At 69.5% G+C, this 14197-nt stretch carries 15 protein-coding genes and 1 pseudogene; 7 read left to right on the top strand and 9 right to left on the bottom strand.

What is annotated here, in order from left to right:
- Positions 1-105 precede the first annotated feature (105 nt).
- Positions 106-684, bottom strand: a complete 579-nt coding sequence (locus QR64_RS12105) for a TetR/AcrR family transcriptional regulator (protein WP_006552253.1) — start codon at positions 682-684, stop codon at positions 106-108.
- A 99-nt stretch (positions 685-783) separates the two neighbouring features.
- Here QR64_RS12105 and QR64_RS12100 point away from each other — a divergent pair, with 99 nt between their 5' ends.
- A complete protein-coding gene (locus QR64_RS12100) occupies positions 784-1959 on the top strand; it encodes an oxygenase MpaB family protein (protein WP_039585351.1) in 1176 nt (391 codons plus the stop codon).
- 42 nt (positions 1960-2001) lie between these two features.
- On the opposite strand, the gene QR64_RS12095 is transcribed toward QR64_RS12100, so the two are convergent.
- The 5 genes from QR64_RS12095 to QR64_RS12075 are packed head-to-tail and all read right to left on the bottom strand — an operon-like array spanning position 2002 to position 4522.
- The gene (locus tag QR64_RS12095) at positions 2002-2565 is read right to left on the bottom strand and encodes a hypothetical protein (protein WP_006552251.1); all 564 of its coding nucleotides are present in this window, start codon (positions 2563-2565) and stop codon (positions 2002-2004) included.
- Positions 2562-3569 carry a DUF6286 domain-containing Asp23/Gls24 family envelope stress response protein gene (locus tag QR64_RS12090; protein WP_006552249.1) on the bottom strand — a complete coding sequence of 336 codons (1008 nt, stop codon included), beginning with the start codon at positions 3567-3569 and terminating at the stop codon, positions 2562-2564. The genes QR64_RS12095 and QR64_RS12090 overlap by 4 nt, the downstream gene beginning before the upstream one ends.
- Complete coding sequence (locus QR64_RS12085) at positions 3562-3756, bottom strand: hypothetical protein (protein WP_006552248.1); 195 nt, start codon at positions 3754-3756, stop codon at positions 3562-3564. The genes QR64_RS12090 and QR64_RS12085 overlap by 8 nt, the downstream gene beginning before the upstream one ends.
- Positions 3753-4064, bottom strand: a complete 312-nt coding sequence (locus QR64_RS12080; protein ID WP_039585349.1) for a hypothetical protein — start codon at positions 4062-4064, stop codon at positions 3753-3755. The genes QR64_RS12085 and QR64_RS12080 overlap by 4 nt, the downstream gene beginning before the upstream one ends.
- On the bottom strand, positions 4061-4522 hold the full coding sequence (locus QR64_RS12075) for an Asp23/Gls24 family envelope stress response protein (protein ID WP_006552246.1): 462 nt from the start codon (positions 4520-4522) through the stop codon (positions 4061-4063). Before QR64_RS12075 ends, QR64_RS12080 begins: the two co-directional genes overlap by 4 nt.
- 214 nt (positions 4523-4736) lie before the next feature.
- Here QR64_RS12075 and QR64_RS12070 point away from each other — a divergent pair, with 214 nt between their 5' ends.
- From QR64_RS12070 to QR64_RS12060, 3 genes are all read left to right on the top strand, one after another.
- A complete protein-coding gene (locus tag QR64_RS12070) occupies positions 4737-5972 on the top strand; it encodes an NAD(P)/FAD-dependent oxidoreductase (protein ID WP_039585347.1) in 1236 nt (411 codons plus the stop codon).
- A 67-nt stretch (positions 5973-6039) separates the two neighbouring features.
- Entirely contained in the window at positions 6040-6843 is an 804-nt protein-coding gene (locus QR64_RS12065; protein ID WP_006552244.1) for a glutamate racemase, read from the top strand.
- 162 nt (positions 6844-7005) lie between these two features.
- Positions 7006-8256: an MFS transporter gene (locus tag QR64_RS12060; protein WP_024101657.1), complete on the top strand. Its 1251-nt coding sequence runs from the start codon at positions 7006-7008 to the stop codon at positions 8254-8256.
- Between the two features lie 52 nt (positions 8257-8308).
- On the opposite strand, the gene QR64_RS12055 is transcribed toward QR64_RS12060, so the two are convergent.
- Positions 8309-9364: a ferredoxin--NADP reductase gene (locus tag QR64_RS12055; RefSeq protein WP_019291258.1), complete on the bottom strand. Its 1056-nt coding sequence runs from the start codon at positions 9362-9364 to the stop codon at positions 8309-8311.
- Between the two features lie 299 nt (positions 9365-9663).
- Between QR64_RS12055 and mdo the strand changes: the two genes are divergently transcribed.
- The 3 genes from mdo (at position 9664) to madC (ending at position 13668) form a co-directional block, all read left to right on the top strand.
- Entirely contained in the window at positions 9664-10935 is a 1272-nt protein-coding gene (mdo, locus tag QR64_RS12050; protein WP_024101655.1) for an NDMA-dependent methanol dehydrogenase, read from the top strand.
- 80 nt (positions 10936-11015) lie between these two features.
- Complete coding sequence (locus QR64_RS12045) at positions 11016-12119, top strand: MadB family AAA-type ATPase (RefSeq protein ID WP_039585344.1); 1104 nt, start codon at positions 11016-11018, stop codon at positions 12117-12119.
- A 7-nt stretch (positions 12120-12126) separates the two neighbouring features.
- Entirely contained in the window at positions 12127-13668 is a 1542-nt protein-coding gene (gene madC / locus QR64_RS12040; protein ID WP_039585619.1) for a MadC family VWA domain-containing protein, read from the top strand.
- A gap of 60 nt (positions 13669-13728) precedes the next feature.
- Here the strand turns inward: madC and QR64_RS12035 are convergent, their stop codons facing one another.
- Together QR64_RS12035 and QR64_RS27330 are read right to left on the bottom strand one after the other, a co-directional pair.
- Entirely contained in the window at positions 13729-14010 is a 282-nt protein-coding gene (locus QR64_RS12035) for an SRPBCC domain-containing protein (protein WP_235367135.1), read from the bottom strand.
- A gap of 36 nt (positions 14011-14046) precedes the next feature.
- A pseudogene (locus tag QR64_RS27330) lies at positions 14047-14163 on the bottom strand (transcriptional regulator); the annotation flags it as partial.
- Between the last annotated feature and the right edge of the window lie 34 nt (positions 14164-14197).

The raw sequence follows: 14197 nt of genomic DNA, 5'->3' as shown, positions 1-14197 counted from the left end.
AGACGACGGTGTGAGAACGACAGTGATCAGTATGTGCCGTTCGGCAGGACGTCGGGTCTGTTTTCGAACCCGGAGATGAGCGCGCCGTACACGATGCGCCGTGCGTCAGGCGCTCTCGATCGCGGCGAGGAGCATCCGCGCCGTCACCGCGATCATCCGGGTCCGATCGGATCTCCGGGGCCGCAAGAGGGCGATCCGTGAACACAGGCTCGCCGTCGCTCCCATCACGATGAACACGAGATCGTCGAGTGCTGCGTCGTCGAGATCGGGTCGCAGCCGCGCCGGGATGATGCGTCCGAGCGGCCGCAGCGGACCTTCGACCTCGGCCCACGCGAGTCCGAACTCGATCTCCTCGGAGGTGTACGACACCCGGAGCACCGCGGCGTGTTTCTCGAACGCGGCGGTGAGGCTTTCCACGACCGTCGCCATGGCGTCCTCCGGCTGCTGGTCCATCGCCCGCCCGATGGCGGTGGACAGCGAGGTGGTGATCGCGTGGACGGCGGTCATGCGGAGTTCGTCGAGCACGGCGTCGACGTCGGGGAAGTATCGGTAGACCGTCCCGATGCTCACGTGGGCGTGCTCGGCGAGTGCCGTGGTGCTGATCCGCGCGGTGGGGCTGCGCTCGAGCAACTCGTACGCAGAGATGAGGAGCAACTTGCGGGTGTCGTGACTTCGCTGCTGCACAGGACGCTTCCGAGGGATTCTGCCTGCGGTTCTGTTGCCGCGCGGGGAGCTCATGAAAAGTGAATAGTAAGTGAGGATTCCTCGTGTTTCCATGGATGCATGGAGCGACACATCCCACGTGATCTCGTCAACGCCGACCTTGCGGTGCGCCGATACGCAGATCTCGGCGAGCGCTGGCTCGACGGCATGTGGCAGGCCGACCCGCCGGCCGACGCCGTGGTGAACGACGACTTCGGTCCGAACTCCGCGACGGCTGCCGTGCGCGTCGCACTCACCCACGGTGTCGAGGCGGTCCCCGACGCACCCGAATCCCTGCGAGAGCTGTTCGCCTTCCTCGACGACGAACCCGCCTGGGTAGACCACGACCGCATCGACAACGCCGCCGACGCGCTCGTTCGGCACACGCCGATCCTCGGCATGGTGCTCGGTGCTGCCTCGCTGCTGCGCGGTGCCGGAAACTTCATCGCCGGAAAGCCTCTCGCACTGACGGGCCGCTATGTGAGTCAGCCGGCCGTGCGGTCGGTCGAGGTCGGGGAGTGGTTACGGCACGTCCTCACTCGCGGCGGAATGCGCCGCGACGGAGGCGGATTCGCGTTCACGGTGCGGGTGCGCCTGATCCACGCCCACGTGCGCAAGGGCATTCTCGCGAGCGGGGTGTGGGACGAGGACGCCTGGGGAGTGCCGATCCCGCAGTCGTACATGGCGCTCACGATGGCCGAGTTCGGGCACATCGCGGTCGAGGCGATGCAGATCCTCGGGGTGCGCTTCACCGATCGCGAACTCGACGACATCTACCACCTGTGGCGCTACGTCGGGCACGTGATCGGGATGGGCGAGGAACTGGGCCTGCGCACCGAACGCGATCACATCGCGGTCGAGGACCTGTACCGGCTCACCTCGCCCGGCCCCAGCGACGAGGACCGGGATTTCGTCACCGCGCTGACCGAGCAGTATCTCGTCCCGGAGCTGGCCAACCTGCTGCCGGGCACCGCACCGATCCGGACGACGGTCGCCCGCACGGTGATGCACTCGCTGCAGCGGGTGTTCATCGGCGACGCCGACGCCGACGCCCTGCACATCCCCGACAGCCCGCTCAAGCACGTCCTCGGACGCGTCGGGCCGCTGCTCGCGCTCGTCGACCGCGTCCAGGAATTCCGCTATCCGGACCTCGAACGCACCACGCAGCGGGCGTACAAGGTGCGCGACGTGGCGATGGACCGGATGCGCGTGGACTACAGCGTCGAGCACGACCTCGTGGACGCGGCCCGAAGCTGAGCCACCCCGGGCCGGATGGGTTCCGGCCCGCGGTGGATGGGCTCAGTGGACATCCACAGCCGGGTCGAGATGTACCAGGACCTGCGTCGCCACGTGCGCCCCGCCGAGAGCGCGCGCGACCCGCTGGGCGGCATCCTCCGCGGCTTCCGTCAGCTCGGTGACATCGATGGTCGGGTCGGCGTGCACCACCACCGAGAGCGTCGGCAGGTGGCGTTCGACGACCGCGCGTCCGCGCACGGCCCGCACGCCCGGCAGGGCGGCGAGTTCGGCTGCCACACCGTCGACGACGGGACCGAGTTCGACACCGAGGGTGGCGTCGGTGACCTGGTCGTAGAGCTGCACGGTCGACGTGCGCCGGCGCGACAGGTTGACAGCGAGCAACGCGATGCCGAGCACGAGTCCGCCCGCGAAGACCGACCACAGGGCCGGTGTCCACCACGACTGGTCCGGGACGTCGGTCACGCGGGGACGGTCGAGACGCGAGAGTTGCTCTCGAGCTAGGGGAACCTGCCACACCCACGCCAGGGCGAATGCGCCGGCACCGGCGAGGGCGAGGCCCGCCAGGAAGGTGACGAGCCGATTCGCCAGCACGGTACGGAGTTTCACCGCGCCACCTCCACCACGAGTTCGACGGGGTCGGCGAGCGCCGCGAGGTTCGGGGCGACCGCGCCGCGCACGGACGCGGTGATCTCGTCGACCGGTGTCTCGTCCTCGATCGAGATGCGCACCACGGCACGGCGACGGTCGACGACCGTGCGGGCCGTGCGCACGCCGGTGAGCGCGGACGCGTGGGCGCTGCACATGCGTGCGACGTCCGTGCGCCGCATCCACACCGTGGGCACCGGCCCCGCGACCTGCAGCGGCACATGCGTCCGGCGGCGGGGTTTGAGGGCGACGACGATCAGGACGATCCCGAGGACGAGGCAGACGCCCGCGACGGGTGCGAGCCAGGTGTGCCAGTGCAGACGGCCGAACCACTCGAAGGAGTTGCGCAGCCACGGGGCACCGCCGTACGTCCCGTTGACGATGAGCAGTTCCCGGGCGGCGACGAACGACAGGGCGAGCGCCGCGATCGCCACGATCGCGGCGGCGGGTGCGGCCGCGGGCGGCGCCAGCGGTGGCAGGGGAGCGACGGTGGGGATGTCGGGATGCGGAGTGGTCCGCGCCGCGACGATGTCGGATTCCAGGTACTCGACGGGTGGCTGCGCCTCGTCGGTCTCGCCGTCCTCGACGAGCGCGGTCGCGACGATGAGCACGTTGAGTTCGCTGATCCGCATGCCCGTCAGGTCGTTCAGCTGGCGTTCGACCGCGTCGTGGACCCGGCGGGTGAGCATCGCCGCGTCGTACGGCCATTCGGCGGCGATGTAGAGATTCACCGCGACGGCCTTCGCGCCGGTGGTGACGTCGGCCCGGGGCAGGTCGCGGCCGGTGAGACGCAGGATCCCACCTCCGCTGTGCCGCACCACACCGGGAACGCCGAGCGCGGCAGCCGCGGCGATGCGTTCGATCGCACGGTCCTTGACGACAAGGCTGCCGCGTTCGCCCGGGGGAACGACCCCGGTCCCGGTGTCGTCGGATGTCCCGACGTCGGACGCGGTGGGATCAGCCACGGCCCCGACTCCTCAACAGGGCGCCGAGGTCGAGGTGGCCGTCGCGATGGGCGCCGATCGCGGCACCGAGCGCGCCGAGCAGCACGGCGAACAGCAGACCGCTGAACCCGCCGATGATGCCGGCGAGGGCCAGGAGCAGCCCCGCGAGGAGTCCGACGACGGTGTTGCTGACGGGTGTGTGGTTCACGATGGGGCTCCTTCTCGTTCACCGGCGTGGACATCTTCGATGGTCACTTGGACGGGGACGTCCACCAGCGGGGACACCCGGACGCGGACGGCGTCGGCGACGGCCGGGAGATCGGCGGGGATCCGCACGACGATGTGCACCGCGCACAGCTGATCGGTCAGCCGCACACCTTCGACCCGTCGGCCGGGCAGATAGGTGGCGATCTCCCCGAATGCGCCGCGGTGCAGACCCACGACGCCGGGAACGGACAGCGCGGCGTTCGCCACCAGGTCGGCCGCATTCGCCTGCGCTGCTGATCCGGGGTTCACTGCACGCGGGGTTTGGCGTCGTCGGTGAGGGCCGCGGCCTCTTCGTGGAGCATCACGTCGAAGACCGTGATGTTGACCTCGGTGACCTCGAGTCCCGTCATGCGTTCGACCGCAGCGATGACGTTGTGCCGGATGGCGACGGCGAGTTCGTGCAGCGCGACGCCGTATTCGGCGACGATGCCGATGTCGATCGCGGCCTGACGTTCACCGACCTCGACGGCGACACCCTGTCCGTGGTTGATGCGCGCACCGGGGATGCGGTCGCGCAGTGCGCCCACGACGCGGGCGGTGCCGGCGCCCACCTCGATGACGCCGCTGATCTCGCGGGTCGCGAGCCCCGCGATCTTGGCCACCACCGCGTCCGCGATGATCGTGCGGCCCTGCGGGTCGGCGGATCCGGAGGAGGTTCCGGCGCCGAACTGTATGCGGCTGATACCTGCGCCGCTGTCGCTGGTCATGAGGGGCTCCCAGGTAGGTGTACCGGTCGTGTTCCGTGCTCGATCCTGTGCTGGATCCCATTGTCCTCACGGTGCCTCGAACTCTAACGGCCGACGTAGGTCTGTCACCCGTCGTCGCTGTTTGGTAAGAACGTGGGACGCGGAGTGGGATGCATCACTACCGCGCGGAACGCGCATGCGTGTCACAACAGACGAAGCGAAGGATGGGCCGAGGGTGTCGAACGAGCGGGAGACCGAGAGTACGCCGGAGCGCGTCGTGGTCGTGGGCGCCGGCCTGGCGGCGGTGCGTACCGCCGAAGAGCTGCGCCGGGCCGGATACGAGGGCGAACTCGTGCTCGTCGGCGACGAGACGCACCTGCCCTACGACCGCCCGCCCCTGTCGAAGGAGGTCCTGCGCGGCGACCGCGACGACACGACTCTTCGGCCGAGCGAGTTCTTCGGCGACAACCGCATCGAGTTGATGCTCGGTGCCGCGGCTCGCTCGGTCGACACCGCGTCGCGCATCCTCACGCTCAGCGACGGCACCGAACTCGGCTACGACGAACTCGTCGTCGCCACGGGTCTGCGGCCCCGCCGCATCCCCGGTCTGCCGGATCTGGCGGGGGTCCACGTCCTGCGGTCGCTCGAGGACAGCCGCGCCCTGCGCGAGGCGATCGTTCCGGGTGCCCGCGCGCTCGTCGTCGGTGCCGGGTTCATCGGGTGCGAGGTCGCGGCGAGCCTGCGGGCGCGCGAGGTGGAGGTCGTGCTGGTCGAACCGCAGCCCACCCCGCTCGCATCGGTGCTCGGTGCCGAGGTCGGTGCTCTGGTCACCCGCCTGCACACCGCCGAGGGCGTCGACGTGCGTGCCGGCGTCGGATTGTCGGAGATCCGCGGCGACGGCCGTGTCACCTCCGCCGTCCTCGGCGACGGCCGTGTCACCTCCGCCGTCCTCGGCGACGGCAGCGAGATCGACGTCGACCTCGTCGTGCTGGGCATCGGTTCGATCCCGGCCACCGAGTGGCTCGAGGGATCGGGTGTCGAAGTCGAGAACGGTGTCGTGTGCGACGGCACGGGCCGCACTTCCACCCCGCACGTGTGGGCCGTCGGCGATGTCGCGTCCTGGCAGGTACCGGCCGGTGGGCGCAGGCGCATCGAGCACTGGACGAACGCCGGCGAGCAGGCATCCGTCCTGGCGAAGACCATCATGGGCGTCGAGGCCGGGGCCGCCGCACAGGTGCCCTACTTCTGGAGCGACCAGTACGACATCAAGATCCAGGGCCTCGGTGCGGTCACCGCCGACGACACGGTGCACGTCGTGCGCGACGACGGCCGCAAGTTCCTCGCGTACTACGAGCGCGACGGCAGGTTCGTCGGCGCTGTGGGCGGCGGCCTGCCCGCGCTGGTCATGAAGTCGCGCGCGAAGATCGCTGCGGGCGCCCCGATCGACGAACTGCTCACGGCGGCGGTCTAGGGGAGTGAGCTGCGCGCCGGAACGACCGCCGTCGGGCCGGCCGTGCGCGACCCGCTAGATTCGTAGGGTGATCGTTGCGCTCATCGACTCGGGTCTCGGGCTGTTGCCGACGTCCGCGTGGCTGCGACGGTTGCGTCCCGATCTCGACCTCATGTTGTCGACGGATCCCGACGGCGCCCCGTGGGGCCCGAAGTCTCCGGACTGGGTGATCGACCGGGTCGTCACCACCGCCCGTCGCGCCGTCGCCCGGGGCGCCGAGGTGGTCGTGCTCCCATGCAACACCGCATCGGTGACCGCCCTCGAACACGTCCGGGCCGATCTCGGTCCGGCGGTGCCCGTGGTGGGCACGGTCCCCGCGGTCAAGCCCGCGGCCGCGGCGTGCGATTCGGTGGCGATCTGGGCCACCGCGGCGACCACCGCGAGCAGGTACCAGGCGAATCTGATCGACCAGTTCGCGAACGGGTCCGAGGTCGTCGGCGTGGCGTGTCACGGACTTGCCGACGCCATCGATGCGGGTGATCGGGTGGCCGTCGCCGCAGCGGTCGCCTCCGCGGCCGAGCGCACCCCTCGGGATGTCCAGGGTGTGGTTCTCGGTTGCACCCACTATCCGCTTGTCGCCGACACCATCATCGAACACCTGCCGGCCGGAGTGCGCCTGTTCGACAGCGCCGAGGCCGTCGCACGGCAGACGCTGCGCCGGATCGATGCGCTCGGGCGACCCGCCTCGGGTTCGGGCCGTGTCGAAGTCTTCCGCAGCGGTGTGCCCGGAGAGTTGCCGCTGGCAGCGACGGTCTTCGCTGCCGGTCGCGCCCTGCTCGCGGCGCCCGGCGACATGCGGGACGAGGACGTCGAGGACGCCACCTCCCTCTGAGTGTCCGAGCCGTCGGGTGGATGGCCGGAGGAATACTTCGTCGAGCGAAGTATGTTGGTGAAGGGGTGTTCACCAATTCGCGCGGAGGCGCTCGTTCGTTTCCGCGTGGGACACGCCGTTCGTCTCTCGCGTGGAACGCGCCGATCACCTTCTGGAGGTTCGATGACTGCTCCCGTCCAGCCCCGCGGCCGTATCCGCTCGTTCGGTTTCGCCGTGGTCGGCCTGGGAGCGTTCACCCTCACCGCGTCGTCGTCGGCACCGTCACCGCTGTATCCCGTCTACCAGCAGATGTGGGGGTTCTCCGCGGCGATGCTCACGGTGGTGTTCGCGGTCTACGTGCTCGCACTGCTCGCGGCGCTCGTGACGGTGGGGTCGCTGTCCGACCACGTCGGGCGCAGACCCGTGATCGTGACGGCCCTGCTGTTGCTCGCGGCGAGCATGGTGGTCTTCATCGCCTCCCCGGGGGTGGGGTGGCTGATCGTCGCGCGGATCCTGCAGGGTCTCGCGGTGGGCGCAGCGACGAGCGCGCTGGCGGCGGCCGTGATCGAGATGCAGCCGAACAGGCACATCGGTCCGCTGATCAACACCGCGGCGCCGTCGCTCGGCCTCGCGCTCGGCGCGGCGGGAGCCGGCGTCCTCGTACAGTTCGCGCCACTCCCCACGGTCCTGAGCTATGCGGTCGTCGGCGTTCTCGCCGTCGTGCTGGCGATCGCGCTGATCTTCGTGCCGGAGACCTCGCCGTCGGTGGGTTTCCCGTCGCGACGCGACGCCCTGCGGAGCCTGGTGCCGAGCGCGTCGGTGCCCCGTGAGGTCCGGGGTCGCTATCTGCTCATCCTGCCCAGTCTGATGTCGGCGTGGGCACTCGGCGGGCTGTACATGTCGCTGGGGCCCTCGATCGTCGACTCGGTATTCGGTATCGACAACCGCCTCGCCGCGGGTCTGGCGATCGGCACGCTGTTCACGGCGGGCACGGTCGCGGCGACCACCACGGCCCGCCGCGACCCCCATCGCATCGTGATCCTCGGGGCCGTGTTGCTCGCGACGGGACTGGCCGCGGTGATCACCGCGCTCCTCACGGGATGGGTCGCGGCGTACTACGCGGGTACCGCGGTCGCCGGCTTCGGCTGGGGTTCGACCTTCGTCGCGGCCATGGGCGTGGTCGGCTCGCTCGGCCGACCCCACGAGCGCGGCCGGATATTCGCAACGACCTTCGTCGTCTGCTACTTCGCGTTCTCGGTGCCCGCGATGGCCGCCGGGGCGGCGGCCGGATCGTTCGGCCTGATGTCCACCGCCGTCGGCTACGGCGTGGTCGTCGCCGTGCTGGCGCTCGTGGCCGGGGTCGGCGTGCTCGTGCGAAAGCCGAAGCCCGACTCCGCCGGGATGCGGGAAGTGCCCGTCCCCGCCCGTTCGTAGGGGCCGGGCACTTCCGCAGAGAACGGGATCAGCGGGGCGTGAACCCGCCGGCTCAGAACTCGATCTTGAGGTGGTCGGTCACCGGCCGGGCCTGGCAACCGAGGATGTAGCCCGCCTCGATGTCCTCGGGGTCGAGCACGTCGCAGTTCTCCATCTCGACCTTGCCCTCGAGCACGGTGCACGCGCACGACCCGCATTCGCCCTCCTGACACGAATACGGCACGTCGATGCCCTTCGCGAGCATGATGTCGACGAGGGTCTGCGTACGCGGCCACGAGAGCTTGTGGACCTCGCCGTCGAGTTCGACCTCGACGGTCGCGGCGTCGGCGGCGTCCTCGTCGCTGACCTCGACCGGCGCCTGGTCGGCGAACGGGTCGCCCGACAGCGAGTTGAAGACCTCGGCGTGCACGCGGGCGCGGGGCATGCCCACGGTGTTCAGTGCCTGGTGGACCGTGTCCATGAACGGTCCGGGGCCGCACATGAACGCCTCGTACGACTCGTAGGGCGTTGCGATCGCCGCGAGCTGGTCGGCGGTGGGCAGACCCTGGACGGACTCGAGCCAGTGCACGACGGTCAGGCGCGTCGGGTACTTCTCCGCGAGAGCCCGCAGCTCCTCGGCGAAGATGACGGACTTCTCGTCGCGGTTGGCGTAGACCAGCACCACCGTGCCGCCGCCCTGGGTGAGCGCGGACTTGAGGATCGAGATCACCGGGGTGATGCCGCTGCCGGCGCCGAACAGCAGGAAGTCGTGGTCGAGCGACTTCGGGGTGAAGACGCCCGCGGGAGGGAGCACCTCGAGGGTCTGTCCGGCCGCGATGTTGTCGCACAGCCAGTTGGATCCGTAGCCGTCGGAGGTGCGCTTGACGGTGACCTTGGGGGCGTCGTCGGTGAACGGCGAGCTCGCGAGCGAGTAGCAGCGGGCCACCGAGCCCGTCCGGTCGCTCGGGATGCGCAGGGTGAGGAACTGGCCGGGCCGGTAGGCGAATTTGTCGCGCAGCTCGTCCGGGACGGCGAACACGATCGACCGCGTGTCGGCGGTCTCCTCGACGACGGCGGACACGGTGAGGATCACCGAGCGTGAGCCGTGGGGCACCTCGACAGTCGTCATGGGTGGGTCTCGTCCTCTCCTGCAAAGATGGCCGCGCACGACCGAATCTAGAACGTGTTCTAATTCAGGTTACCAGCGCACATGGGATGAGGAAAACGGTACCGGCACTGCTCGGGCGAGTGCGGCGCCCACCCGGTCAGCGGGAGGTGCCCTACCCGAACGGGTGGTGCCCCCGCGGCGACCGGACGGTTTCGGCCGCTGCGTCTTTCACGCCTCGCAGCTCTGGTCGATGGTGAATCGCGGATGAGGTCCACATCACACTCCCGATCCGGTACACCCCCTCTGCGAGGAGATACACCATGGCAATCGAGCTCAATCAGATCTGGGACTTCCCGATCAAGGAATTCCACCCCTTCCCCCGCGCGCTGATGGGTGTCGGCGCCCACGACATCCTCGGCGTCGAGGCGAAGAACCTCGGCTTCAAGCGCGCCCTGCTGATGACCACCGGCCTGCGCGGATCGGGGATCATCGAGGAGCTCATCGGCAAGATCGAGTACCAGGGCGTCGAGGTCGTCCTCTACGACAAGGTCGAGTCCAACCCCAAGGACTACAACGTCATGGAGGCCGCGGCGCTCTACCAGAAGGAGAAGTGCGACTCGATCATCTCCGTCGGGGGCGGATCGAGCCACGACGCCGCGAAGGGCGCCCGCGTCGTGATCGCCCACGACGGCCGCAACATCAACGAGTTCGAGGGCTTCGCGAAGTCCACCAACAAGGAGAACCCGCCGCACATCGCCGTCTCCACGACCGCCGGCACCGGCTCCGAGACGTCCTGGGCCTACGTCATCACCGACACCTCCGACATGGACCACCCACACAAGTGGGTCGGCTTCGACGAGGCCACGATCGTCACCCTCGCGATCGACGACCCGCTGCTCTACTACAGCTGCCCCCAGCACTTCACCGCCTACTGCGGTTTCGACGTCCTCGCCCACGGCTCCGAGCCGTACGTCTCCCGGCTGGACTTCGCCCCGTCGCTCGGCAACGCCCTGTACTCGATCGAGCTCGTCGCGAAGCACCTGCGTGAAGCGGTCTTCGAGCCGCGCAACCTCAAGGCCCGCGAAGGCATGATGAACGCCCAGTACATCGCCGCGCAGGCCTTCAACTCCGGCGGCCTCGGCATCGTGCACTCCATCTCGCACGCCGTCTCGGCCTTCTTCGACAGCCACCACGGCCTCAACAACGCGATCGCCCTGCCGCGCGTGTGGGAGTACAACCTGCCCTCCCGCTACGAGCATTACGCCCGCATCGCCACCGCGATGGGCGTGGACACCCGCAACATGACCACCGTCCAGGCCGCCGACGCGGCCGTCGAAGCGGCGATCCGTCTCGCGAAGGACGTCGGCATCCCCGACAACTTCGGGCAGGTGCGCACCGACTCGTACGAGAAGAACCAGATGAACACCAAGAAGTATGCGGGTCGCGGAGACGCGATCCGCGGCGACGAGAAGACCGTCCGGGCGATCTCCGAGCACATCCAGGACGACTGGTGCACCCCGGGCAACCCCCGCGAGGTCACCGTCGACTCGATGATCCCGGTCGTCGACCACTGCATCAACCGGTCCTACTGAGAACCCGCGCTCCCGGGGCGTCCCCTGCGCCCCGGGAGCGCCCTGCTCCGCTGCGACCACGCCACAGAAGGAGACCCCGGATGACCCCGTTCGCCTCGGGCGCCGAGTTGAAGGATGCGCTGCGCCGGCACGACTACATCGCCGACGACGAGTTCGCGACCGTCGTGCACCTCGCCACCGCACTCGAGCGGCCCCTACTGCTCGAAGGCCCCGCCGGGGTCGGCAAGACCGAACTGGCCAAGGCGCTCGCCGCGGTCGGCGGCCGGAAACTGGTTCGACTGCAGTGCTACGAAGGGCTCGACGACAGCCGCGCCCTCTACGAGTGGGACTACGCCAAACAGCTGCTGCACGTGCAGATGCTGCGCGACCGCATCGGCGAACTGCTCGCCGGTCGCGCCGACCTCGCGGACGCGTCGAAGTTCCTCGCGCAGCAGGACTTCGGACTGTACTCGGAGACCTTCCTGTCGGTCCGTCCGCTGCTCGAGGCCGTGCTCTCGGAGGAGCCGGTGGTCCTGCTCGTCGACGAGGTGGACCGCACCGAGGAATCCATGGAGGCACTGTTGCTCGAGGTGCTCGCCGAACGGCAGGTGACGATCCCCGAGGTCGGCACGTTCACGGCCCGGTCCACACCGTGGGTGATCCTGACCTCCAACGACACTCGCGAGTTGTCACCCGCGCTCAAGCGTCGCTGCTTGCACTACCACGTCGGATACCCGACACCCGAGCGTGAACGCGAGATCGTCACCGCGCGAGTGCCGGACGTGCGCCCGGGAACGGCTCACCAGATCGTCGACCTGTCCCGGACCCTGCGCGATCTGCCGCTGCGCAAGAGTCCCTCGATCTCGGAGGTCATCGACGCCACACGTGCGGCGACGGTGATGGGACACGACGCCGACGACCCGGATTCGCTGGGCGGCATGCGCGACGTGCTGCTGGCGACGCTGCTCAAGTACACCGGCGACGTCGACCTCGCGAAGACCCGGCTCGGCGGTGCGGCACCGGCAGCCGCGGTGTCCGAACCGATCGAACCCGAAGCGAGTGCGCCCGAAGCTGTTGTGACCGAATCTGTTCCGTCGCGTGAACGCGTGACGGTCGCATCGCGACCGGCGAACACCACGACGGCCGTCTTCCGGGGACGCGGTGGTGGCGGTCGCGACGCCGCGGGCAGCGGACTGCGGGGGTGACCCCGCAATGCACGCATCCCGGGTCACACAGGTGACCGCGCTCGACGAGCGTCGCCCCCGCTACGTGCTCGACGTGGTAGCGGCGGTGTTCGGCCTGCTCCTGCGACGCCACGGTGTCGCGGCGTCACCGGCCGAGAGCATCGAGGTGCGCCGGGTGCTCGACCTGGTCTCCGTCCGCGAGCGGGATTCACTGCGCTCGTGCCTGCGGGCGGTGTGCGCCAAGTACCCGCACGAGCGGGCCGGTTTCGAGCGCGCTTTCGACGAGTTGTTCGGTGCGGTCGACGCCGCCGTCGCCGCGAGCGGCGGCGGTCCCGCCCGGGCGCAGTTCGCCGAATCCCTGCCGGCGGCGCTCGAGATCGGCGACGACCCGAGCATCGCGCGCTACGCCGAGTACAACGACCGCGCAGCCGAGGTCGGCGACCACTTCGACACCCCGGAGGCCCGCAAGGGGTTCAACCCGCACAAGGACGACGACGATGTGTCGATGACGTCGTCCGATGCCGATCTGTCGGTGGACACGGGTGCGGACTCGGGCCGTCGCGGCGTCACCTACACCGTCGACGTCGAGAATGCGGCGACCACGACGGTGGGTGATCTGTCCGGTGAACCGGGTGCCGCGGTCGTCGGATCGCTGTCGTGGGACGACCCGGCGTCGATCCTCGCGTGGCTCGACGCCTACGACCCGCACCGCACCTACGGGGGAGAGGTCCTCGACGAACCCCTCTCCGCATCGCAACTCGCGCGACTCGTGGACGCGGTCGAGGCGTTCGTCGCCTCACTCGCCGCCGCGGTGCCGGGCGCCGAGGGTGTCGAGGCGCCCGAATCGCACGACGCCGCCGGCATCGATCGCGCCGAGATCGAGCTCGCGTGCCACGAGGTGCTGCGCCGCATGCGCGGACCGGTCCGGCCCCATCCGCGTGAGCGGACCCGCGGACGGCTCGACATGCGCAGGACCGCCCGGGCGGGGATGCGGACCGACGGTGTGCCGTTCCGGCTCGTCGTCCGCGCACCTCGCCCCGACCGGGTGCGGCTGCTCGTCCTCGCCGACGTCTCGCTGTCGGTCCGCCCGATCACATCGTTCACGCTCCGGCTCGCCCAGGCGATGCACGGGCGGGCGCACCGGTGCCGGGTGGTCGCCTTCGTCGATCGTCCGGTGGACGTGACGACACAGTTGCTCGCCGCCAGCGGTGACGGTGCCCTGGCCGCCGTACTCGCCCATCCTGCCGTCGATCTCGAGGCGAGCAGCGACTACGGAAGGATGTTCGACGAACTGCTCACCGAGCACTCCGGATCGATCGACGGCCGGACGTCGGTGCTGGTCGTGGGGGACGGGCGCTGCAACGGCCTGCCCCCGCGCACCGATCGGCTCGAGGAACTCCGTCGCCGCGTGCACCGCCTCGCGTGGATCACGCCCGAACCCGAGCGGTACTGGACGCAGGCGACCTGCGCGATGCCCGGCTACGCCGAACTGTGCGACGAGGTGGTCGTCGCCCGCGACGGCGCGCAACTGCTCGCGCGCGCCGCCGAACTCGGCCACGCCCTGCGGTGAACGGCGCTCACCGCGTCGCGGACCCGGCAAGCAGTTCCTCGAGTCGTTCGAAGCCCTCGGTCAGACCGGTCTCCATACCCGCTTCCGCCATGCCGTCGCGGGCCTCCTGTCTCGGGTACACGGAATGGCCGACCAGCTTGCAGGGACGTTCCCGAGGTCGACGAAGGTGAGCGTCTCGAGGCTCACCACATCAGGGAACCCGAGATATTCGAAGGTCTGGACGATGAACTCGTTCTCGCGGACGGTGTGGAAGACACCCGCGAAGCGGTAGCTGCCGCTGTCGTCGGAGTGTTCGTAGCGGTACGAACCGCCGGTGCGGAGGTCGTACTCCTCGATCTTCATCTCCAGGCCGCGCGGGCCGAGCCACTGCGCGACGGCGTCGAGACCGCGGAACTGCTGTTCCTTCACCAACCGGTAGCGGTCGATCCAGGAGGTCAGCATCTCCAGCCGTGCGGGCTTCAGGTGGACGGGCCGGCGCGGGGCGTCGCGCGTGCGCAAACGGATCGCGGTCGAATTCCCTACGGGCACT

Source organism: Rhodococcus sp. Chr-9 (assembly GCF_000801125.1).
Taxonomy (GTDB): Bacteria; Actinomycetota; Actinomycetes; order Mycobacteriales; family Mycobacteriaceae; genus Rhodococcus; species Rhodococcus pyridinivorans.
This window is presented reverse-complemented; position numbering and strand designations above follow the sequence as displayed.